The 19511-nt window shown below is 65.6% G+C and carries 23 protein-coding genes; 14 read left to right on the forward strand and 9 right to left on the reverse strand.

The window, feature by feature from the left end:
• Positions 1-92: 92 nt before the first annotated feature.
• Complete coding sequence (locus EV560_RS25005; protein ID WP_131858535.1) at positions 93-422, forward strand: DUF6949 family protein; 330 nt, start codon at positions 93-95, stop codon at positions 420-422.
• Positions 423-480: 58 nt separating this feature from the next.
• A complete protein-coding gene (locus EV560_RS25010; protein WP_131858536.1) occupies positions 481-1011 on the forward strand; it encodes a gamma carbonic anhydrase family protein in 531 nt (176 codons plus the stop codon).
• Between the two features lie 197 nt (positions 1012-1208).
• Here the strand turns inward: EV560_RS25010 and EV560_RS25015 are convergent, their stop codons facing one another.
• From EV560_RS25015 to EV560_RS25025, 3 genes are all read right to left on the reverse strand, one after another.
• Entirely contained in the window at positions 1209-1835 is a 627-nt protein-coding gene (locus tag EV560_RS25015; RefSeq protein WP_131858537.1) for a transglutaminase-like cysteine peptidase, read from the reverse strand.
• Positions 1836-2473: 638 nt separating this feature from the next.
• Positions 2474-3088 carry a PilZ domain-containing protein gene (locus tag EV560_RS25020; protein ID WP_131858538.1) on the reverse strand — a complete coding sequence of 205 codons (615 nt, stop codon included), beginning with the start codon at positions 3086-3088 and terminating at the stop codon, positions 2474-2476.
• A gap of 59 nt (positions 3089-3147) precedes the next feature.
• Entirely contained in the window at positions 3148-3720 is a 573-nt protein-coding gene (locus EV560_RS25025) for a PAS domain-containing protein (RefSeq protein WP_131858539.1), read from the reverse strand.
• Between the two features lie 412 nt (positions 3721-4132).
• Between EV560_RS25025 and EV560_RS25030 the strand changes: the two genes are divergently transcribed.
• Together EV560_RS25030 and EV560_RS25035 are read left to right on the forward strand one after the other, a co-directional pair.
• The gene (locus EV560_RS25030) at positions 4133-4957 is read left to right on the forward strand and encodes a rhomboid family intramembrane serine protease (protein WP_131858540.1); all 825 of its coding nucleotides are present in this window, start codon (positions 4133-4135) and stop codon (positions 4955-4957) included.
• Positions 4958-5130: 173 nt separating this feature from the next.
• A complete protein-coding gene (locus EV560_RS25035) occupies positions 5131-5562 on the forward strand; it encodes a CBS domain-containing protein (RefSeq protein ID WP_131858541.1) in 432 nt (143 codons plus the stop codon).
• A 103-nt stretch (positions 5563-5665) separates the two neighbouring features.
• Here the strand turns inward: EV560_RS25035 and EV560_RS25040 are convergent, their stop codons facing one another.
• From EV560_RS25040 to folE, 3 genes are all read right to left on the reverse strand, one after another.
• Positions 5666-6724: a patatin-like phospholipase family protein gene (locus EV560_RS25040; protein WP_131858542.1), complete on the reverse strand. Its 1059-nt coding sequence runs from the start codon at positions 6722-6724 to the stop codon at positions 5666-5668.
• Positions 6725-6866: 142 nt separating this feature from the next.
• Positions 6867-7271, reverse strand: a complete 405-nt coding sequence (hisI, locus tag EV560_RS25045) for a phosphoribosyl-AMP cyclohydrolase (RefSeq protein WP_131858543.1) — start codon at positions 7269-7271, stop codon at positions 6867-6869.
• A gap of 90 nt (positions 7272-7361) precedes the next feature.
• Entirely contained in the window at positions 7362-8003 is a 642-nt protein-coding gene (gene folE, locus EV560_RS25050; RefSeq protein WP_131858544.1) for a GTP cyclohydrolase I FolE, read from the reverse strand.
• Between the two features lie 260 nt (positions 8004-8263).
• On the opposite strand from folE, the gene EV560_RS25055 reads away from it, so the two are divergent.
• Entirely contained in the window at positions 8264-8731 is a 468-nt protein-coding gene (locus EV560_RS25055; RefSeq protein WP_131858545.1) for an iron-sulfur cluster assembly scaffold protein, read from the forward strand.
• On the opposite strand, the gene EV560_RS25060 is transcribed toward EV560_RS25055, so the two are convergent.
• Positions 8724-9476 (reverse strand): phosphatase PAP2 family protein, encoded by a 753-nt coding sequence (locus tag EV560_RS25060; protein ID WP_131858546.1) that lies wholly within the window; start codon positions 9474-9476, stop codon positions 8724-8726. The genes EV560_RS25055 and EV560_RS25060 overlap by 8 nt on opposite strands.
• 43 nt (positions 9477-9519) lie before the next feature.
• On the opposite strand from EV560_RS25060, the gene yidD reads away from it, so the two are divergent.
• Both yidD and EV560_RS25070 read left to right on the forward strand, forming a co-directional pair.
• On the forward strand, positions 9520-9870 hold the full coding sequence (gene yidD / locus EV560_RS25065) for a membrane protein insertion efficiency factor YidD (protein ID WP_131858600.1): 351 nt from the start codon (positions 9520-9522) through the stop codon (positions 9868-9870).
• Between the two features lie 167 nt (positions 9871-10037).
• On the forward strand, positions 10038-10295 hold the full coding sequence (locus EV560_RS25070; protein ID WP_131858547.1) for a hypothetical protein: 258 nt from the start codon (positions 10038-10040) through the stop codon (positions 10293-10295).
• Positions 10296-10394: 99 nt separating this feature from the next.
• Here EV560_RS25070 and EV560_RS25075 read toward each other — a convergent pair whose 3' ends face one another.
• Positions 10395-10628, reverse strand: coding sequence for a cysteine rich repeat-containing protein (locus tag EV560_RS25075; protein WP_131858548.1), 234 nt, complete (start codon positions 10626-10628; stop codon positions 10395-10397).
• A 283-nt stretch (positions 10629-10911) separates the two neighbouring features.
• Between EV560_RS25075 and thrS the strand changes: the two genes are divergently transcribed.
• The 5 genes from thrS to EV560_RS25100 all read left to right on the forward strand — a co-directional run bounded on the left by thrS (position 10912) and on the right by EV560_RS25100 (position 17219).
• Positions 10912-12915 carry a threonine--tRNA ligase gene (gene thrS / locus EV560_RS25080; protein ID WP_131858549.1) on the forward strand — a complete coding sequence of 668 codons (2004 nt, stop codon included), beginning with the start codon at positions 10912-10914 and terminating at the stop codon, positions 12913-12915.
• 117 nt (positions 12916-13032) lie between these two features.
• On the forward strand, positions 13033-14325 hold the full coding sequence (locus EV560_RS25085) for a DUF2157 domain-containing protein (protein WP_165923611.1): 1293 nt from the start codon (positions 13033-13035) through the stop codon (positions 14323-14325).
• The gene (locus EV560_RS25090; RefSeq protein ID WP_131858551.1) at positions 14325-14945 is read left to right on the forward strand and encodes a GDYXXLXY domain-containing protein; all 621 of its coding nucleotides are present in this window, start codon (positions 14325-14327) and stop codon (positions 14943-14945) included. Before EV560_RS25085 ends, EV560_RS25090 begins: the two co-directional genes overlap by 1 nt.
• Positions 14946-15228: 283 nt before the next feature.
• A complete protein-coding gene (locus EV560_RS25095; RefSeq protein ID WP_131858552.1) occupies positions 15229-16452 on the forward strand; it encodes an OpgC family protein in 1224 nt (407 codons plus the stop codon).
• Between the two features lie 38 nt (positions 16453-16490).
• The gene (locus EV560_RS25100; protein WP_131858553.1) at positions 16491-17219 is read left to right on the forward strand and encodes an SGNH/GDSL hydrolase family protein; all 729 of its coding nucleotides are present in this window, start codon (positions 16491-16493) and stop codon (positions 17217-17219) included.
• Between the two features lie 13 nt (positions 17220-17232).
• Here the strand turns inward: EV560_RS25100 and EV560_RS25105 are convergent, their stop codons facing one another.
• A complete protein-coding gene (locus EV560_RS25105) occupies positions 17233-18087 on the reverse strand; it encodes a hypothetical protein (protein WP_465247038.1) in 855 nt (284 codons plus the stop codon).
• A gap of 242 nt (positions 18088-18329) precedes the next feature.
• Here EV560_RS25105 and EV560_RS25110 point away from each other — a divergent pair, with 242 nt between their 5' ends.
• A complete protein-coding gene (locus tag EV560_RS25110) occupies positions 18330-18899 on the forward strand; it encodes a nitroreductase family protein (protein WP_131858555.1) in 570 nt (189 codons plus the stop codon).
• A gap of 6 nt (positions 18900-18905) precedes the next feature.
• A complete protein-coding gene (locus EV560_RS25115; protein ID WP_131858556.1) occupies positions 18906-19505 on the forward strand; it encodes a flavin reductase family protein in 600 nt (199 codons plus the stop codon).
• Positions 19506-19511: the final 6 nt, after the last annotated feature.

Consider the following 19511-nt stretch of genomic DNA (forward strand, 5'->3'; position numbering starts at 1 on the left):
CCCGGCCGATGGTTAACCATCGCTAACGACTTTTCTTCACTCTTTGTAAACCATGCGGCAAGCTCCGGTCGTTCCCGGTCCGGAGCCGCCCCGTGTCGATCAATCCCACCGCTCTGGAAGCGCTCCAGTCCCTGCTCATCGGCTTCGCCTTCGCCGGGCTCCTGGCCAGCGCCTTCGAGCTGTTCACACAGAAGCGCGCCGATTTCCGGCTGCTGCAGGCCGGCGGGCTGACGGCCGTGGCGAGCGTGCCGGTGGTGGTCTTCAGCGCGCCCTTCCTGATCCTGCGCAATACCGTGAACGGACGACGCATCGAGGGCAGGCCCTTCGTCTTCGTGATGCTGGCCAGCATGATCGCCTCGGCCTGGAGCGTGGCCTCGGGCCGCGTCGTGCTCGACCTGCTGCTTCTCGTCGGCGGAGCTTGACGGGGCGGGGCGCTCACCTGCATTCCTCGGCGGTCTTTCGCACAAGGGATGATCAGGCATGCCGCTCTATTCGCTCGACGGGACCGCGCCCGAACGTCCGGCTGACGGAGACTGGTGGCTGGCGCCAGATGCGCATGTGATCGGCCGGGTCAGGATCGGAGCCGAGGTCGGGATCTGGTTCGGCTGCGTGCTGCGCGGCGACAATGAATGGATCGAGATCGGTGCGCGCAGCAATATCCAGGAAGGCTGCGTGCTCCATACCGACATGGGCTTCCCGATGACGATCGGGGAAGGCTGCACCATCGGCCATCGCGCCATCCTGCATGGCTGCACGATTGCGCCAAACAGCCTGATCGGCATGGGCGCGACCGTGCTGAACGGCGCCAAGATAGGCCGCAACAGCCTGGTCGGCGCCAATGCGCTGGTCACCGAGGGCAAGGAGTTCCCCGACAATTCGCTGATCGTCGGCGCGCCGGCGCGGGCGATTCGCACGCTCGACGAGAAGGCGGCGGCCGGGATCGCCGGTACTGCCGCGGGCTATGTCGCGCGCTGGCGTCAATTCGCTGCCGGCCTCAAACGCCTGGACTGAATCGCAGCGGGCAGCCTGAAAAAAGTCGGGCCGGCGCCTCGGGGAGAAGCGCCGGCCCTGGGCGAAACCCGGCCTGGGGACGGGTGGGGTGGGGACGTGACCGAGCCTCGCCGTCCATCGAGGGGTGCGGCGCGCTGCCCGCGCCGGCCCTCAAGCTCTTGGTCGCGGCCCTAGCGAGCCGCGACAATTCTCGTGTGTCAGCGCGCTGAGGCGACCGTCGAGGTCGCAAGCCCGCCGAGCGAGGTCCAGCCGACCTGCACTTGCGACTCGCGCTTGACGTAGACGTAGCCCGTCTGGTTCCAGGGCAGGATCGCGTTGCGCTTGTTGTCGAGGATGTAGTCGCCGCGATCGGTGCGGATCATCAGCACGGCATGGCCGGCATTCTCCTCGTCGATCACGACCGTGACCAGCATGGCGCGGCGCGGAACGCCGGCCTCGGCGAGGCGCTTGCGCTTGAGCAGCACGTAATCCTCGCAATCGCCCTTGCCGTCCTCGGGGATGTCCCAGCGGTCGACGACGCCCCAGTGATCCTGGTCGGTCACCGCCTCGATCTCGCGATTGGCCCGCATGTTCACACCGACCATCGTCTTCCAGAGCTTGGGCGTCATCTCGACCTGCTCCGGCTGCGACGCGTTGACGGCGCATTCGGTCGGGCGGCGCTTGCAGAAATCCGTCCAGGCATAAGGCGCCCGGGCATCGCCTGACGCCATGATCGGCGCGCTGGCGATCGGCAGGCCGGCAGCCTGCGACTGAGCATGAACTGATGAAGCCCCGGCAACCACGATCAGTGCAGCCAGAAGCGAACCCCGATAAAGCGAAAGCATGTCGTCCCTTCCTTGTCCCTGAGGCCGAGATTGCGCGGGGCGGATGGACGTCGCTTGAAATGAATACGAGCAATTTTATGTAATTCTGCTCGGCAGTCGCAGTTCAAACATCAGTATAAACCGAGGTCGAATGCGGAAGTAAGAAATGAGTGCGCTGATGTTAGAATTCTTTAACTGTCAGGTTTTCGTAAGAAATTGAACGGATTTCGTTAACGCTGATCGTTTGCTTCGCGTTGAGGCTGTGGACAGGGGCGGCCGACCGCTGGTGCGACCTAAGTCAGCCCTATTCGGCGCGGTCGGAGCTGTGCCGATTACGCTGCCTTCCCGGGAGCGTTTGCTCGAATTGAGACTTGGATGTCGGCCGCATGGCGAGCTGACATCAGGCGCCCGTGAGGGATCCCCTAGCGCTTAGATCGCATTTTCTTCACGCGAACCGGTGCGCACTTCGCTCGAAAATGCTCAAGCCGGCGAATGCATCCGGGGGGCGGAATTGGCCTGGAAGGAGAGAGGCGGCGAGCTAACGCATCGGCCCGGAAATTGGCTCGCGGTTTTTGGAGAAGCCGATGCGAAAACAGGGAGCTGGATCATGGAACCGGATACCATATCCGGTCCGACGATCTAGCGCCGGCGCGTCCGGCTCAGAGCTCGAGATTCTCGTCGAGCACGTCAGCTGAGAGCGGGAAGCGGAACTCGGCCGCATAGCCGCCGTCGAAGCGGCGGACGATCTTCGCGGAGGTGCCGCCGATCTTGACCGCGCCGTTGAGCGGCAGGTCCTGGTCGCTGGAGAAGGCCGTGCCGGACAGCGAGATGTCGATGATGCGCACGACATGCTCCGAGCCGTCTTCCAGCGTCAGGATGGCGCGCGGGTTGCGCGGCACGATGCGCTCGTGGCGGCGGTCCTCAGGCAGGCCGAGCTCGTCGCGATTGGCGAGCCAGGTGAGCTGGGCGGTGAATTTCTCGCGCTTGCGGCTGGTCGCGGTGATGGTCATCGCGAAGCCTTCCATCGTGGTGCGCACAGCGACGCCCTCGATTCGGCCGAGATGCTCAAGATAGACGATGACGCGCTCGCCGGGAGCGGCCTTGACCGGGGCGGTGAGATGGAGGCCGCCCGGGGAGATGTCGATGGTCTGGCAGGGGTATTCCATGCGGTTCGGCAGCATGTAGCGACCGAGCAGCACGACCTTCATGCGCTGGTGCCGCCTGCGCTCGACAGGGCGTATGGCCGTACGGGATGTGTTGAGCGCGCTCAGCATGGGTCCGCCTGATTTGGGCCGAACCCTACGGCGGTGCGGTTAACGCGAGGTTAGATCGGTCAAATTCTTCCGCCGGGAAGCACGAGGAATTTCGGCGGGGCTGAACGGGCGGCGGGTTCGGGGGCCGGCTTGTTCTGATGCGCGGGCCAAAGCATGCGCAGCGAAATCATACGCATCGAATCGAGTGTATCGAGGCCGAGCCATTCCGGCGCGGTGGCTGGCGAGAGCGCGCCGAGCACACGCGCATGGGTGCGGCCGCGATAGCGCAGCGGCAGCAGCAGCAATTCGAGATAGATCGGCGCGCCGCTGGCGGTCTCGGCCGAGAGGCCGGCGACAGCGCCGGCGGTCTCGTCCATGACGGTCTGCACCAGGCGGCGCATGTCGCCCTGCGATTCGACGTCCGGCCAGAGCGCGGCGAAGGTGCGGCCACGCAATTCGCTGCCGAAGAGGGCGCAAAGCCGTGTGCCGGCCAGCCGGAAAACCGGGCCGATCGGCTCATTCTCGAGCACAAACGTATCGGCCAGAGCATGGCGCAGCGCGCCGGGTTCGATCTCGCCCCGCTCCGGTGCCGCACGCTCGCCCCGCAACGTATCCCAGTACTCGAATACAAGACGGGTGCTCATATTTTTCATTGTCGACATCCTGTCCTGCCGTTGCCCCGGCCGCGCGCAGATGTACCGAAACGGCGCATCTTTGCTCTGGACCGGAACCGTCGGGTCCTCGCCGATTCGAAGGACGCAGTGAGCATGCCGTCTTGCCATGTGCCGGAACGTGGGGGAGCGGCAGGGTCGCGTTAGGGTTAACGAAGTGTTGCTATTGTGGATAACCGATTAAAATGTATATCAAATTCGAGACAAATTCCTCGGCACCTGGGGCAGACGGGGTGGAGGGGGATGTGACCGCGGCGCCGGGCTTAATGGCTCGCGCGCCGGTCGCAGCCGAAGGGGGGGAGGGCCATCGGCTCTCCCCTTTTTCGTTGAATTTCCAGGGGTGGCCGAGCTGCCGGCTTGCCTCCGTCTGCCGCTTCGGCAAGGGTGGCGCCGCATGTCCGAACATCCCGCCGACCACTCGCTTCCGCCGCCCAAGAGCGAGCCCATCTTCAACCTGCCCGCCGTCGTGGTCTGGCTGATCCTGCTGCTCGCAGGCATCCAGGCCGGGCGCGAGTTCCTGTCCGCCATGGCGGATTTCAGCGTGGTGTCGTGGTTCGCCTTCGTGCCGGCACGGCTGAGTCTCTGGCTCGATCCGGAGCGTGCCACGGAGATCGCCACGGCGCTGACGCAGACGCTGTCCGGGCAGGATCTGGCGGATCGGGCCCAGCTCGTCGCTTTCATGCTGGGCGATAGCGGGCCGCGGCTCTGGACCCTGCTCAGCTATGGCCTGCTGCACGGTTCCTGGCTGCACCTCATCTCGAATGTCGTCTGGTTCGCCGCCTTCGGCAGCCCGGTGGCGCGCCGGCTCGGCCCGGGCCGCTTCCTCAACCTGATGGCGCTCTCCACCATTGCCGGGGCGCTGCTGCACTGGTGGTCGCGCGAACTCGACGTCCTGCCGCTGGTCGGGGCCTCGGCGGCGGTCTCCGGCGCGACGGCAGCAGCGATCCGATTCGTCTTCTCACCTGGCCTGCGTTTCGGCGAATTGTCGGATGACGCGGTCGTGCGGGCGATTCCCGCCGAGCGCTTCGGCCAGATCTGGCGCAACCCGCGGGCCCTGCTGTTCATCGCGATCTGGTTCGTCACCAACTTCATCTTCGGCGCTGGGCTGATCCCGATCCTCGGTGAAGAGACCAGCATCGCCTGGGAAGCCCATATCGGCGGCTTCCTGGTCGGGCTCCTGCTGTTCCCCCTGCTCGACCGGGGAGCGGTCAGGCACTGACACGGGTCGGTAAAGTATACTTCGCCTTGCCGTTGCCGCCGTCTTCCCTCACACTCTCGCCATAGCGAAGGACATGTGCGGCCATTTGGCGAGGCACTCCGTCATTGGCCGGGCTTGCACCCGCAAAACCGCGCGCCGGCTCACGGCGCCGCCAGCCAAGGAGGACTGTCTACATGAACGTTGCGCAGATTCTCGGCAATAAGGGCCGCGACGTCGTCTCCGTCCAGCCGCATCGCACCCTTGCCGAAGCCATCCGTACCTTGGGAGAAAAGCGTATCGGCGCCGTCGTGGTGACCGGGGCCGATGGCAACCTGCTCGGCATTCTATCGGAGCGCGACATCATCCGCGCCATGGCCGAGGGCGGCGCGGCCGCGCTCGAACACCCTGTCTCACGGGTGATGACCGGCAAGGTCGTGACCTGCCGTTCCGAAACGAGCACGGACGAGCTGATGGAGATCATGACCGTCGGCCGCTTCCGCCATCTCCCCGTTATGGAGAACGGACGAATCGTCGGCATCGTCTCGATCGGCGACGTGGTGAAGCATCGCGTGGCCGAGATCGAGGCGGAGAGCCGGGCCATGCGCGACTATATCGCGATGGCCTGAGACAGTTCGATCATTCCGCTGGCGTGGCCGCTTGGCAGCCGCGCCAGCTGGCTGACGCCGGGGAATTCCCGGAACGGGCTTTTGGATATTCCTGGGCGTGTCGCTAGCGGTTGACCTGCCAGGCCGCTTCGTCGCGCCGCAAGGTGGTGTTCTGCACGACAGCCTCGATCTCATCGAGCATGCGCTCTGCCGCGTGGCGCCCGAGCGCGACCGCTTCGTCGGCGCGATGGAAATCGAACAGGCCGACACGTGCGAGCTTGGGACCGATCATCACATCGGGCGGATCACCCGCGAGGCGCGAGCGGGAGATGCGGTCCTGCGTGATGTTGAAGGCATCGATCATCACGCCGGCGAGCCCGGGCTGCTCGTTGACGGTGCGTCCGACCATGCCGCGCACGCGGCGCGCCGCCCCGGTGATGCCACCGAACCAGCGTGAGACCGGGCGTTCCTCACCGTCTTGCTGGCCGTCGGGAATGGGGTCGGGGTCGGCGCTGTGATTCTGGATCGTGGTGCCACGACCAGAGAGATCGCTGTTGAGGTTGACGCAGATCACGATATCGGCGCCGAGTGCGCGCGCGGCGGTGACCGGGACGGGATTGACCAGCGCGCCGTCCATCAGCCAGCGCCCGCCGAGTCTGACCGGATCGAACACGCCCGGCAGGGCATAGGAGGCGCGCAACGCCTCGACGAGAAGGCCGTGTGTGAGCCAGATCTCGTGGCCGGTGCCAAGTTCGGTCGCGATTGCGGCGAAGCGTACCGGCAGCTCCTCGATGCGCTGGCCGACGAGGTCGCGCTCGAGCAGACGCTTCAGCCGGCTGCCGGCGATCAGCCCGGCGCCGCCGATATGGAAATCCATCAGCCCGACGACGCGGCGCTTGGTCAGGCTATTGGCGAATTCCGAGAGCGCGCTGAGCTTGCCCGCTGCATAGCAGCCGCCGACCACGGCGCCGATCGAGGTGCCGGCAATGACGTCGGGGGCATAGCCCGCCTCCATCAGCACATCGAGCACGCCGATATGGGCCCAGCCGCGGGCAGCGCCACCGCCGAGGGCGAGACCGATCTTGGGTCGGCCTTGCCGAGCTGGTTCCGGGCTGAGATCGTTCATCGAGGCCGTGCCTTCGCTCATGCCGAAAGCCCGTCGAGCGGCATCATCCCAGAGCATGGTCCCCGACCCTCCGTGGGAAGAGCACTATCCCGCAGCAAGATGAGGGGAAGCTGAACGAAGACCGGCATGAGGGCGCCTAACAGGCGTATTTGACCAAAACATGTAAGCTTGGTGAAAGCATCGCCAATGCCTGACCGGCTTAGACGAAAGTCAGCGGCGCCTGCGCGTCCTCGCGCAAGGGCTTCACCCGGTAGAAGCAGGAGCGCCGGCCGGTATGGCAGCAGCCGCCATCGCCGGCGACATTGACCTTCAGCAGGAGCGCGTCCTGGTCGCAGTCGACGCGCATCTCGACAATGGTCTGGATTTGCCCGGAGGTGTCGCCCTTGTGCCAGAGCTGGCCGCGCGAGCGCGACCAGTACCAGGCCTCGCCGGTCTCTATGCTGCGGGCCAGTGCTTCCGCATTCATATGCGCGACCATCAGCAACTCGCCGGTCGCGGCGTCGGTAGTGACGCAGGTGATCAGGCCGTTGGCGTCGAAGCGCGGCGCGAACTGGTCGCTCTCCTCCAGCGCGTGCTTGTCCTGGAGAACGGGATAACTGGTCATCGGTGGCTCCGGGGCGGGGCAGGGCACATCCCGCGACGCGCCCTGCATAGTGCGAATGTCCGAAGCCGCCAATGCCAGCTCGCAATCGCATCACAGGCCGGGCGACTTCACCATGGTGAAGAAGCGGACCTGCTCGGCTGGATCCTTGAACACACCGGTATATTGCGTGGTCATGGTCGAGGAGCCCTGCTTCTGCACGCCGCGCATCGACATGCACATATGTTCGGCCTCGACCAGCACGGCGACGCCGCGCGGGGCGAGCGCCTTGTCGATGGCCTGGGCGATCTGCGCGGTCATCGTCTCCTGGGTCTGGAGGCGCCGGGCATAGACCTCGACGACGCGGGCCAGCTTCGACAGGCCGACGACGCCCTTGGCCGGGTAATAGGCGATATGCGCCTTGCCGACGAAGGGCACCATGTGGTGCTCGCAATGCGAATGGAAGGGGATGTCGCGGACAAGGACCATGTCCTGATAGGCCTCGACCTCCTCGAAGACGCGCGAGAGGATCTCGTCCGGATCCTCATCATATCCCTTGTAGAGTTCCTTGTAGGCCTTGACGACGCGCTGCGGCGTCTCGGCCAGGCCCTCGCGCGCGGGATCGTCTCCGGCCCAGAGGATGAGCGTGCGTACGGCCGCCTCGGCCTGTTCCTGCGTCGGCTGTGTCACCAGAAACTTGTCGGCAGAGGGGCTGAGCGCCCGCTCGACGGACAAGGACTTAACCACAGGGTTCATGTGGTGCCTCCCGTTACGGATGATGGCTCCCGGCGCAAACCTGCCGGCCGGAGAATGTCTCCGCGGCAAGCGTCGCGTCGGGGGATTGCGACAAGTTCGGTCCGGCTCTGCGTTAGAGCATGATAATGTCCGGAAATCGGCATGACATCCCGGCATCACACTCCAGCGAGATCAGGCTATCGGCCATCTCCCGCCCGCAGCGCTTAGTTCCTATATTGGCATGGAGCGCCGGTCATTCCAGAGCCGGCGGGGACCATGCCATGTTGAGCGACGTCTACAACAAGCGAATCCTGGAATTGGCAGGAAACATTCCGCTGCTCGAGCGGCTGCCCGATCCGGATGCGACTGCAACCGCCCATTCCAAGCTGTGCGGCTCCACCGTGACCGTCGACCTGAGGATGGATGGCGATGTCGTCACCGGCTTTGGGCACGATGTCAAAGCCTGCGCGCTCGGCCAGGCCTCGTCCTCGATCATGGCGCGCCATGTCGTCGGCGCGACCGCTGAGGAATTGCGGCTGGTGCGCGAGCAGGCACGCGCGATCCTGAAGGAGAATGGCGAGCCGCCCGAGGGCAAATGGGCCGATCTCGCCGTGCTCGTGCCGGTGCGCGACTACAAGGCGCGCCACGCCTCGACCATGCTGACCTTCGATGCGGTGGTCGCCGCGATCGGCCAGATCGAAGCGAAGCGAGCCGGCGCCGCGCCGGAACTCGCTGCGGCTGTCAGATAGGAAGGCCGAGCGACTTCCTGATTTCCGCCCTTGTCTCGTCGAAACGCTGGCGGAAGGCGCGGTCGAGCAGGAGAGCGGTCGCGACAAGGCGCCCGGCTTTCTCGCCGGCGGCCAGGTCGCTGCGATAGTGGAAGCCGCAGATGAGGCGGCTTTCGCCATAGGAGGCGACGCGCTCCTCGAACTTGTCCTTCATCTCCGGGGCCGCCTCGCTGAGCAGCGCGGCATAGAGGGCCGCGGTCGCGGCATGCCCCGAGGGGAAGGACGTGCCGTCCGGCCGGCCGCCCGGGCAGGGCTTGACCCTGACCCTGTTCCAGACGGCGAAGGGCCGGGTGCGGTTGGTCAGGCGGCGGACGCTGAGCAGCGTGATGCTAAGCTCGATCTGCGCCTCGCGCAGGAGCAGGCGGACTTCGCGATGCTCGTTGAGATGGGCGTCGATGCCCATGCCTTCGAGGAAGCGGTTGAGCGTCTGGTACTGATCGGCGATCGCGGCCTTCTCGCGTTCGGGAGTGCGGTTCAGCGTGAGCTGCAGCACCTCCTCGAATTCCTGGCGCTGCTCGGGCGAGTTCATCGCGGGCGGCAGGCCGATCGCCTTGGCGATGTCGATCTTGCTGGAATCGAGCCAGATCAGGTTGGTACGTTGCTGGGCCGCGGCCTGCCCCGGTGAGAACAGCAGGGCAGCCGGGACGAGAAGGGCAGCCGCCTTCAGTGGGAGGCGGAAGAGCGATCGCGGAGCGTGACGGGGCATGACGAATCCCAGAACAGGGCAGACGGGCGAGCAAAAGGATGAAATGGCAACCGACCGGGCCTTGTCACGTCTTTTCGCTCAAGCTCCCCGTCGTGGCGCACATTGGTTGATCCGCAGTTACCAGCTCAGCCTTTCCATGCTGATCGGGCGGCAATGCCGGCATTGGCCGAGTTGCTCCGAGTATACGGACCAGGCGATCCAGCGTTACGGGCTGTGGCGCGGCGGCTGGATCGGCTTCGCCCGCATCTGCCGCTGCACGCCGCTCGGCACCAAAGGAATCGACCTCGTCTGCGAGGAATTGCCGCCGGATTCGGCCTGGTACAGGCCGTGGTCCTATGGGCGCTGGCGCGGCGTCAATGGGCCGCCGCCGCTGCAGGATGATGCCGGGCGCTAGCTCAGGTGCTTGTTTTCGCATCGGCTTTTCCGAAAATCGCAGCCCAGTTTTTGGGCCGGTCCGTTAGCGGCATAATCGCGGACTATCCCAAAGCGGCTATCCCGAATGGGACTGGACGCCTCGCGCCGCCGCGGCGAGCTTTCATGATCACCTCTCTGGAGCCGGTCATGAAGAGAACAGCGCTGCTCGTGATCGTCGCCGGGCTTTTCGCGTCGCAAGCGAGCTTCGCCCAGGACGGCTGCACTGCCTCGACGCAATCCTGCTCGCAACTGATGAAGACCTGCGAGACGCGGTGCCAGGGAGCGGCGAACAATGCCGGGCGTTGTATCGCGATATGCACCAGGACCCAGGAGACCTGCCGATCCACCGGCATCTGGAAAACCGGCATGTCCGCCGGTTGCTGGCGCACGACCAACCGCAGCTAGACCATCGGACCGGATATCGTATCCGATCCGATCGTCCAACGCCTTGCCTTGGCATTGGCTTTTCCCGGAAGGCCGCTATCCACTTTTCGGGCCGATGCGCTAGTTGCCGGTGCGCTTCGCGTTCGCCTGCTGAAGCGCGGTCCGGCAGGTGTCGGAGAGCTGATCGCGCTTCGCCTTGAAGCAGTTGGCGATGCGGCCGCCGCCCGGCATCACGCCCGAGCACAGCTTTTCGTAATCGGCCTTGCAGGCGCCGCGCAGGGCGGCGCTGTCCTGCGCGAAGGCCGGCTGGATGGCGAAGGCGGAGATGACGATCAGGGCGAGGCGACGCTTCATGATGGTGGCTCCATTGTGTCGGTCAGGGGGCATCATGCAGGCGAAGGCTTGCCGGCCCGTGGGCGCGACATGACAAGATAGACAGATCCCGCGAAAGCATGGCGGCAATTCATGCGGGCGATTGCCTGCCGGCAGCGGCTCGTATAGGCGATGGCGCGCAGGCTGCGCAGCGCGCGCCGCGTCTCGGCATGGCCCTCACCCGGATACGGGCGCTGCCGATCATCCTTCAGTATCCGGCCTTGGCTTACGGGGCTCGTATCCCCGAGTGAGCAGGAACGCGACGATGACGATCTCCCTGACATTCCCCGATGGCGCGAAGCGCGAGTTCCCCTCCGGCATCACCGGAAAGGACATTGCCGGCGGCATTTCCCCCTCGCTCCTGAAGCGCACCGTGGCGATGGCGCTCGACGGCACCGTCGTCGACCTTGCCGACCCGATCACCCAGGATTCGAGGATCGAGTTCCTGACGCGGGACGATCCGCGCGCGCTCGAGTTGATCCGGCACGATACCGCCCACGTGCTCGCGGAAGCGGTGCAGGAGCTTTATCCCGGCACGCAGGTCACTATCGGTCCGGTGATCGAGAACGGCTTCTACTACGACTTCTTCCGCAACGAGCCGTTCACGCCGGAGGATTTCGCGCCGATTGAGAAGAAGATGCGCGAGATCGTCGCGCGCGACAAACCCTTCACCAAGGAAGTCTGGACCCGCGACAAGGCCAAGGCTTTCTTCCGGGACAAGGGCGAGAGCTTCAAGGTCGAGCTGGTCGACGCCATTCCGGAAGACCAGGCGCTGAAGATGTATGCGCAGGGCGACTGGATCGACCTGTGCCGTGGCCCGCACATGACCTCGGTGGGCAAGGTCGGCAACGCCTTCAAGCTGATGAAGGTGGCCGGCGCCTATTGGCGCGGCGACTCGAACAACCCGATGCTGACGCGCATCTACGGCACCGCCTTCGCGAGGCAGGAAGAGCTCGACGCCCATCTCAAGCAGATCGAGGAGGCGGAGAAGCGCGACCACCGCAAGCTCGGCCGGGAGATGGACCTGTTCCATTTCCAGGAGGAGGGGCCAGGCGTCGTGTTCTGGCACTCGAAGGGCTGGCGCCTGTTCCAGGAGATCATCGCCTATATGCGGCGGCGGCTCGCGGCCGATTATGAAGAGGTCAACGCTCCACAGGTGCTCGACAAGTCGCTCTGGGAGACCTCGGGCCACTGGGGCTGGTACCAGGACAACATGTTCGCGGTGAAATCGGCCTCGGCCTTCGAGAACCCGAACGACCAGGAGCGCGACCACAAGGTCTTCGCGCTCAAGCCGATGAACTGCCCGGGCCATGTCCAGATCTTCAAGCATGGTCTCAAGAGCTATCGCGATCTGCCGATCCGTCTTGCGGAATTCGGCAACGTGCACCGCTATGAGCCGTCAGGCGCGCTGCACGGGCTGATGCGCGTGCGCGGCTTCACGCAGGACGATGCGCATATCTTCTGCACCGAGGAGCAGCTCGCGGCCGAGTGCCTGAAGATCAATGACCTGATCCTCTCGGTCTACGAGGATTTCGGCTTCACCGAGGAACTCGTCATCAAGCTCTCGACGCGGCCCGAGAAGCGTGTCGGCTCCGATGCGCTCTGGGACCATGCCGAGGACGTGATGGAGAAGGTCCTGACCCAGATCGCGGCGCAGTCCGGCAACCGGATCAAGACCGAGATCAACCCGGGCGAGGGCGCCTTCTACGGGCCGAAGTTCGAGTATGTGCTGCGCGACGCCATCGGGCGCGACTGGCAATGCGGCACGACGCAAGTCGATTTCAACCTGCCGGAGCGCTTCGGCGCCTTCTATATCGGCTCGGACGGCGAGAAGAAGCAGCCGGTCATGGTGCATCGCGCGATCTGCGGCTCGCTCGAGCGCTTCACCGGCATCCTGATCGAGCATCATGCCGGGCATTTCCCGCTCTGGCTGGCGCCCGAGCAGATCGTCGTCTGTCCGATCGTTTCGGATGCCGACGACTATGCCGAGCGCGTGGTCGAGGCCGCCTTCGGCCATGGCCTGCGGGCGCGCGCCGATCTTCGCAACGAGAAGATCAACTACAAGGTGCGCGAGCATTCGCTGGCGAAGGTCCCGGTGATCATCGCCGTCGGCAAGCGCGAGGCCGAGGAGCGCACGGTCACCATCCGCCGCCTCGGCAGCCAGGCGCAGACCGTGCTTCCGCTCGACGAGGCGCTGAAGCTGCTGAGCGAGGAGGCGACCCCGCCCGATCTCGTCCGGCGCAAGGCGGCCAGGCTGGCCGCCGAATAGGGCTGCCGCCCACACCTTGCGGAAAGCGGGCTCGCGAAAGCGCAGCCCGCTTCCATCAACAGCCTGAGCCGGAAAGCGGTTCTCAATCCCGCCGTATCGTGCTGTAGAATGTCGCCGATGCTGGGGGCAACCTATCGAAAGCGGCTCGAAGCCGATCTGACCCGCTGGGTGGCCGATGGGCTGGTCAGCGCGCAGAGCGCCGCGACCATTCGCCAATCGCTCGGGCGCGACAGCGGCCTGCGCCTGCCCGGGCTGCTCGGCATGCTCGGCGGGCTGCTGATCGCGTCGAGCGTCGCGGCCTTCGTCGCAGCGAACTGGGAGGAGATGCCGCGGCTGCTCAAGCTCGGCATGATCCTCGTCGGCATCGTCGGCGCGCTCGGCATCGGCGCGAAGCTGGAGAACCGGGGCTCGACGCTCGGGGCCGACGCCGCCACGACCTGCGGCACGCTGATCTTCGCGGCCGGCGTCGCGCTGGTCGGCCAGATGTACCATTTGCCGGCCGACTGGCCCGGCGGCGCATTGCTGATCGCGCTCGGCGCGCTCGCCGTCGCCGCCCTGCTACGTTCGAACGGCGCGCTCATCGTCGCCTTCATCGCGCTGACGAGCTGGAGCTGCGGGCGCTGGGTGGAGAGCGAAGGCGCAATCATCCACCTGCCTTTCCTGATCCTCTATCTGCCGGCGCTCTGGCTGGCCCTGGGGCGGCGTGCGCGGCTGGTCCATCATGTCGCCGTGCTGTCCTTTGCGGTCTGGCTCGGGCTGCTCCCGGGTGACTGGCTGAGCGGGCGCTTCGATTTCGGCCTGCTGGCCTATTGGCTCGCCCTCTCGGTGCTCTATGTCGCGATCGGAGCCTTCGCGCTCGATCGTGGCGGGCCGGTGCTGTTCAGCGCCTGCCTGCCCTGGGGACTGATCGGGCTGATCATCGCGCTCGACGTCGAGCTCTTCCGCATCCTCGACCGTGACTATGCGCGCGCCGGCATGGCGAGCTGGCCGGTCTATCTCGCCTATGCCCTGGCCCTGCCGAGCGTCGCCGCACTGGCTGCGCTGGCGCGTGAGCGACGTTTCGCAGTGAGCCTGGCGATCGCGCTCGTGCTGTCGCTCCTGGTCCCGATCATCTTCTGGAGCGGCGGCGTCGTCAGCCTGCCCGGCAAGGTCGTCGTCGGGGGCCTCATCCTCGCGGTTGCGGTCGCTCTGATCGTCGCCGGCGCGGCGGGGGGCTTGAGGCGCGTGACAGTGGCCGGAACCGGGCTGTTCGGCCTCGCCATCCTCGTGCTGCTCTGGAAGACGGTCGGCACGCTGCTCGACCAATCGGTGTTCTTCCTCATTGCCGGTGCGGCGCTGCTCCTGCTCGCAGGCGGGGCGCGGCGCCTCTTCGCGCGACTGGCACGGCCGCCGGAAGGGGAGGCAGGCTGATGCAACTCCCCTCTGCCGATCGTCTCATTGGCCGTCTGCCCGTCTGGCCGCGTGCCGTGCTCGCCATGCTGGTTCTCTGCGGCGCGCTCGGGCTGATGGTCGAAAGTCGGGCGCGCATCCTGCGCGACGGCGCCGAGGTCAGGCTGAAGACCGCGCCGATCGACCCGCGCGATCTCTTTCGCGGCGACTATGTCGTGCTGAATTACGAGATCAGCACGGTCGAGCTCGACAAGGCGCCGGGTGATCGCGACCTGCGCGTGGGCGAGACGATCTATGTGCGGCTTGCGCCGGGCGCGGATGGCTTTGCCAGGGCCGTCGGCGCCAGCAAGGCCAAGCCTGCGCCGGTAGCCGGCGAGACGATCATCGAAGGGCGGGTCGACCGCTCCGGCACTTGCCTGACGGATGCGGACGGCAATATCGACTGCGCGCGCGGTCGTAACGGCGTGCGCGTCGATTACGGCCTCGAGAGCTTCTTCGTGCCGCAGGGCGAGGGGCTCGCGATCGAGCAGACCGAACGCGGCCGGATCGAGGTCGTGGCCGCTGTCGCACCGTCCGGCCAGGCCGCGATCAAGCGGCTGCTGATCGACGGCAAGCCTCTTTATGATGAGCCGCCCTACTGATTGTTTTTCCGGCGAGCGACACTGCGCAGCGAGCACGAGGGCCGTTTTCACGGCCTTTTTTATTGCTCGTGTTCCCCGGCACGCTCACCCATCGATGGCTTGCGGCCAGACATTTCCGTTCACGGATAGGGGGACTGCACTGCATCACACAGAGATGTGAGCGATGACCCCATGGCCGCCGCACTGTCGCCGTTATATGAACGGCAGATGAACAAGCCCGTCAGGTTTCGTTCATGGCGTTGGCCGGTGCGCCTTCGGTCTGATAGCCGTCTGGAGATGTCGCATGTCGCAAAGCTTCCCGTTCCTGCGATATCTCCTCCTCGGCAAGGGCGGTGGGGCGGGCGCCGCGGCGACAATCCTTGCGCCGCTTGGTCGCGATGGGCGCATCGATGCGGTGCGAGGGCTGGCGCTGCTGATCATCTTCATCAACCACATGCCCGGGAACGTCGTCTCCGGCTTCATGCCTCATAATTTCGGCTTCTCCGATGCGGCCGACATCTTCGTCCTGCTCGCCGGAATCTCCGCCGTGCTGGCCTATGGCGCGCTGATCGAGCGACGCGGGCTGGGCGTCGGCGCGGCACGCATCGGAGCGCGGCTCTGGACGCTCTACATCGCCCATATCGCCGTCTTCCTGATCGTCTGCGGCGTGGTGGCGCGCGCAGTGACCGGCACGCATAACCCTCTCTATATCGAGGCGATCAATATCCAGCCCTTCTTCAACGACACGCCGGCCGCGGTGGTCGATGCGCTGACGCTGACCTATCAGCCCTATTATCTCGACATCCTCCCGCTCTACATCGTGCTGCTGGGCCTGTTTCCCGTGCTCTACCATCTCGTGCGCTTCAGCCCGGCGCTGGCGCTGTTGATTTCCGCGCTGGTCTGGCAGGGAGCGGTGCATCTCGGCCTCAACTTCCCCAATACGGGCGCGGCAGGGTGGTTCTTCAACCCGTTCGCCTGGCAGTTCCTGTTCACGCTCGGCGTGGTGATCGGCCGCGCCATGCTGCTGCGGATCGAGGCGCCGCGCTCGCACCTGGTCGATCTGCTGGCGGCCGGCTTCCTCGTCTTCGCGCTGCTCGTGAAGGTATCGTCGGGCAATCCCTTCGGGCTCGCTATCCTCAATGACTGGATCGAGAACCTGCAGATCGGCAGCGACAAGACCAATCTCGCCATCGTCCGCGTACTGCACCTTGGCGCACTCGCCTGGCTGTTCATCCGCTTCGTCCCGGCGGGCTCCGCGCTGGTCTCGGGCGTGGTCGGCCGTAATCTTGCCGTGATGGGGCGGCATTCGCTGGAGGTGTTCTGTGCCGGGATCGTCTTGTCGATCGCCGGGCAGATTATTCTGGCCGAGACCTATTTCGCCCTCGGCGTGCAGTTGCTCGTCTGCCTGACCGGCATTACCATGCTGCTCGGGCTGGGGATGTTCCTGTCGTGGTATCAGTCGGTCGCGCAGCAAGGCTCCGTGAGCAAACCGTCGGCGGCGCTTGGCGCCTCGCCCTCGCAATCCTGACATCGGGACTGCTGTTCGGTACGGCTCAGGCCGGGCCGATGTCGCTTGCGCTGACGACTGATCAGCGCTGCCGCGCGGGGGCGGCCGACCACCCTTTTCAGCCTGGCCTCAGTGCGGCCAAGAAGGCCCTGCAGGAAACGGGCAAGCTCACCATCGTCGCGCTCGGATCCTCGACCACGGCCGGCGCCGGGGCGAGCCAGCCCGAGCACAGCTATCCGGCCGTGCTGGAGGCCGAGCTGAAACGGCGCCTGCCCGAGCGCGAGATCAAGGTCGTCAACAAGGGCATCGGTGGCCAGTCGGCCTATGACATGCTGTTGCGCATCGATGCCGATGTCGTCGCCGAGAAGCCGAACCTCGTGATCTGGCAGACCGTGGTCAATGACGCGATCCGCGATGTCGGCGAGGAGAAGCTCGCCAAGATTCTCAAGAAGGGCATCCGCAAGGTCGAGGCAGCCGGCATCGACATGGTCTTGATGGACCTGCAATGGCTGCCGCGCGAGGATCGCTATCCGAAATATGACGAGTATCGTGAAGTCCTGGCCAAGACCGCGCAGGAGTTGAACGTTTCCGTCTTCCCGCGCCACGCGATGATGAAGAGCTGGGCCAAGTCGAACAAATTCACGGAAGAGGAACTCGTCGGCATGGACGGGCTCCATATGGTCGATGCGAGCTATCGCTGCCTGGCGGTGCGCATCGCCGACGGGCTGGTCGGCGCACTGACCGGCGAGAAGCTCGATCTGGCGGAGAGCCCGAAGCCGACGAATTGAGCGCCGGCGGACACTACTTCGCCAGCACCTCGATATCGCGGTCGAGCCCCGACTCCACCTTGAAGTCGCGCGAAAACACCTGGCCCTCCTGCCGGGCGATCAGGACATAGTCGCCTTCCGCCAGGATGACCTGCGGGAAGGCGCCGATCGCCTCGCGGATGACGTCGCCGCCCGGCGTCAGAACGCTGAAGGCGGTGCCAGCGAAGGCCTCGCCCCCGGCGGCGGCGACGAGCTTCAAGGTCACGCGCGCGGCGCGGTGGTGCAGCGTGGCGTCGGTGACCTTGCCGGATTCGACCACGACATCGGCGCGCTGGATCGCGTTGGAATCGCCATAGGTCGAGACGACGTGATAGGTGCCCTCGGGCAGGCGGATCAGCTCGCCCGCCTTGGCATTGCTGACGACGAGGCGGCCTTCCGAATTGCCCTGCAGCGGCACGAAGACCGAGAAGCTGAGCTGAGCCGGCTGGATCGGCACCTCGCCGATCGAGCCGCCAAGCGTCAGCCCGCCGGCGCTGATCGTGACCTGATCGCGCAGGCCTTGCTGCCCGAGCGTGACCCGCTTGGTTCCGCTGGCGAAGCCATAGGCGGCATGCAGCACATAGGTTCCAGGCTCGAGCGAGAAGACCGGCTCGGGATCGGTCGAGCGCGCGACGATGCGCATCGGCGAGCCGTCGGCCGTATCGGTCAGCACGCGCCAGACCAGGCCGGACTTGATCGGCTTGCGCGCGCCGGAGAATTGCGCGCTGACCGCCATGTTCACGGGTATCCCGGGAAGGGCGGTCGCGGCGGTCGGCGGCAACACAGACGGCGCCGGCGCATCGGGGCGGGGCGGCGGCAGCGGCTGTGCGCCCGTGTCGTCCTGGGCCATCAGCAAGGTCGCGGCGAAACAGGCGGCGGCGAGACCGTGCAGGCGTCGGCGCAGGGCGCGCGATGCGATCAGGCGCTTCAGCTCGAACGCCTTCAATAGAAACATGCTCACGATCCTCGGCACCCCTGCATCCCTGTATCAGCAGGCTTGCTTGTCCTCTTCATGGCGAAGCACTAGTTCAGAAGCAATCCGCCCGGCTGCAGCAGAGATTGCACCGGCTGTTCCTCGCGCCCGGATGTCTCATGACCGATACGCTCGCCCTGCTCAAGCTGCGCCGCTCGGTGCCGCCGCAATTCCTGACCGCACCCGGCCCCAGCGCCGAGCAGTTGAAAGATCTCCTGACCATCGGCTCGCGCGTGCCGGACCATGGCAAGCTCGCGCCCTGGCGCTTCGTGATCTTCGAAGGTGAAGGCAAGGACAAGGCAGCGGCTCTGGTCGGCGAGGTCTTCCGCGCCAAGAATCCGGGCGCCGACGAGGAAAAGGTCGCCTTCGAGGCCAAGCGCCTGGCCTATGCGCCGCTGATCATCGGTGTTGTCTCGCGGTCGAAGCCGCATGTGAAGATTCCGGAATGGGAGCAGGAGCTTTCGGCGGGCGCCGTCTGCATGAACATCCTGGTCGCCGCGCAGGCGATGGGGTTCGGCGCCTCCTGGCTGACCAACTGGTTCTCCTTCGATCGCGACCTGCTCAAGGCCTTCGGCCTGGCCGATGACGAGCGCATGGCCGGCTTCATCCATATCGGCACCTCGACCGCTGCCCCGGCTGATCGCGAGCGCCCGGTGCTCGCCGAGATCACCAGCCATTTCGGAGGCTGAAGCGCGATGCATTACGACGCTTCCCAGCCGGAACTGGCCCATGATCCGTTCAAGGCGATCGTTGCGCCGCGGCCAATCGGCTGGATTACGGCGCTCAGCGCCAAGGGCGAGGTCAATCTCTCGCCCTACAGCTTCTTCAACGCGATCTCGTCGCGGCCGAACATCGTGATGTTCTCTTCCGAGCAGAAGAAGGATGCTGTCGCCTTCGTCGAGGAGACCGGCGAATTCACCTGTTCGTTCGCGACCAAGGCTTTGGCGCAGCAGATGAACCAGACCTCGGCGCCGCTGCCGCGCGGTGCCAGCGAATACGAGCATGCCGGCCTCGAGATGGCTCCGTCGAAATTCGTCAAGCCGCCGCGCGTGGCGGCGAGCCCGGCCGCGCTCGAATGCAAGCTGCTCTCGATCCAGCAGCTCAAGGATCTCGACGGCAATGACGTGCCGCGTTGGATGGTGCTCGGCCAGGTGGTCGGCGTCTTCATCGACGACCGCTATATCGTCGATGGCCGTTTCGACACGGCCGGTGCCAATCCGATCGCCCGTTGCGGCTATGCCGATTATGCCGAGGTCACCAGCCTGTTCTCGATCATCCGCCCGCCCGGCGGCTAGGACTCT

It is taken from the genome of Allobosea sp. BK604, from assembly GCF_004341515.1.
Lineage (GTDB): Bacteria > Pseudomonadota > Alphaproteobacteria > Rhizobiales > Beijerinckiaceae > Allobosea.

Bases quoted from the DNA above. Each gene is read 5' to 3' on its own strand.
- EV560_RS25035 (WP_131858541.1), top strand. From the start codon at position 5,131: ATGAACGTTGCGCAGATTCTCGGCAATAAGGGCCGCGACGTCGTCTCC.
- EV560_RS25095 (WP_131858552.1), top strand. From the start codon at position 15,229: ATGTCGCAAAGCTTCCCGTTCCTGCGATATCTCCTCCTCGGCAAGGGC.
- EV560_RS25020 (WP_131858538.1), bottom strand. From the start codon at position 3,088: ATGCTGAGCGCGCTCAACACATCCCGTACGGCCATACGCCCTGTCGAG.
- EV560_RS25115 (WP_131858556.1), top strand. From the start codon at position 18,906: ATGCATTACGACGCTTCCCAGCCGGAACTGGCCCATGATCCGTTCAAG.
- EV560_RS25060 (WP_131858546.1), bottom strand. From the start codon at position 9,476: ATGCCCCGTCACGCTCCGCGATCGCTCTTCCGCCTCCCACTGAAGGCG.
- EV560_RS25030 (WP_131858540.1), top strand. From the start codon at position 4,133: ATGTCCGAACATCCCGCCGACCACTCGCTTCCGCCGCCCAAGAGCGAG.
- EV560_RS25040 (WP_131858542.1), bottom strand. From the start codon at position 6,724: ATGCTCTGGGATGATGCCGCTCGACGGGCTTTCGGCATGAGCGAAGGC.
- hisI (WP_131858543.1), bottom strand. From the start codon at position 7,271: ATGACCAGTTATCCCGTTCTCCAGGACAAGCACGCGCTGGAGGAGAGC.
- EV560_RS25105 (WP_465247038.1), bottom strand. From the start codon at position 18,087: ATGGCCCAGGACGACACGGGCGCACAGCCGCTGCCGCCGCCCCGCCCC.
- EV560_RS25025 (WP_131858539.1), bottom strand. From the start codon at position 3,720: ATGAAAAATATGAGCACCCGTCTTGTATTCGAGTACTGGGATACGTTG.
- thrS (WP_131858549.1), top strand. From the start codon at position 10,912: ATGACGATCTCCCTGACATTCCCCGATGGCGCGAAGCGCGAGTTCCCC.
- EV560_RS25085 (WP_165923611.1), top strand. From the start codon at position 13,033: ATGCTGGGGGCAACCTATCGAAAGCGGCTCGAAGCCGATCTGACCCGC.
- EV560_RS25100 (WP_131858553.1), top strand. From the start codon at position 16,491: ATGTCGCTTGCGCTGACGACTGATCAGCGCTGCCGCGCGGGGGCGGCC.
- EV560_RS25070 (WP_131858547.1), top strand. From the start codon at position 10,038: ATGAAGAGAACAGCGCTGCTCGTGATCGTCGCCGGGCTTTTCGCGTCG.
- EV560_RS25015 (WP_131858537.1), bottom strand. From the start codon at position 1,835: ATGCTTTCGCTTTATCGGGGTTCGCTTCTGGCTGCACTGATCGTGGTT.
- EV560_RS25055 (WP_131858545.1), top strand. From the start codon at position 8,264: ATGTTGAGCGACGTCTACAACAAGCGAATCCTGGAATTGGCAGGAAAC.
- EV560_RS25010 (WP_131858536.1), top strand. From the start codon at position 481: ATGCCGCTCTATTCGCTCGACGGGACCGCGCCCGAACGTCCGGCTGAC.
- folE (WP_131858544.1), bottom strand. From the start codon at position 8,003: ATGAACCCTGTGGTTAAGTCCTTGTCCGTCGAGCGGGCGCTCAGCCCC.
- EV560_RS25110 (WP_131858555.1), top strand. From the start codon at position 18,330: ATGACCGATACGCTCGCCCTGCTCAAGCTGCGCCGCTCGGTGCCGCCG.
- EV560_RS25090 (WP_131858551.1), top strand. From the start codon at position 14,325: ATGCAACTCCCCTCTGCCGATCGTCTCATTGGCCGTCTGCCCGTCTGG.
- yidD (WP_131858600.1), top strand. From the start codon at position 9,520: ATGGCAACCGACCGGGCCTTGTCACGTCTTTTCGCTCAAGCTCCCCGT.
- EV560_RS25075 (WP_131858548.1), bottom strand. From the start codon at position 10,628: ATGAAGCGTCGCCTCGCCCTGATCGTCATCTCCGCCTTCGCCATCCAG.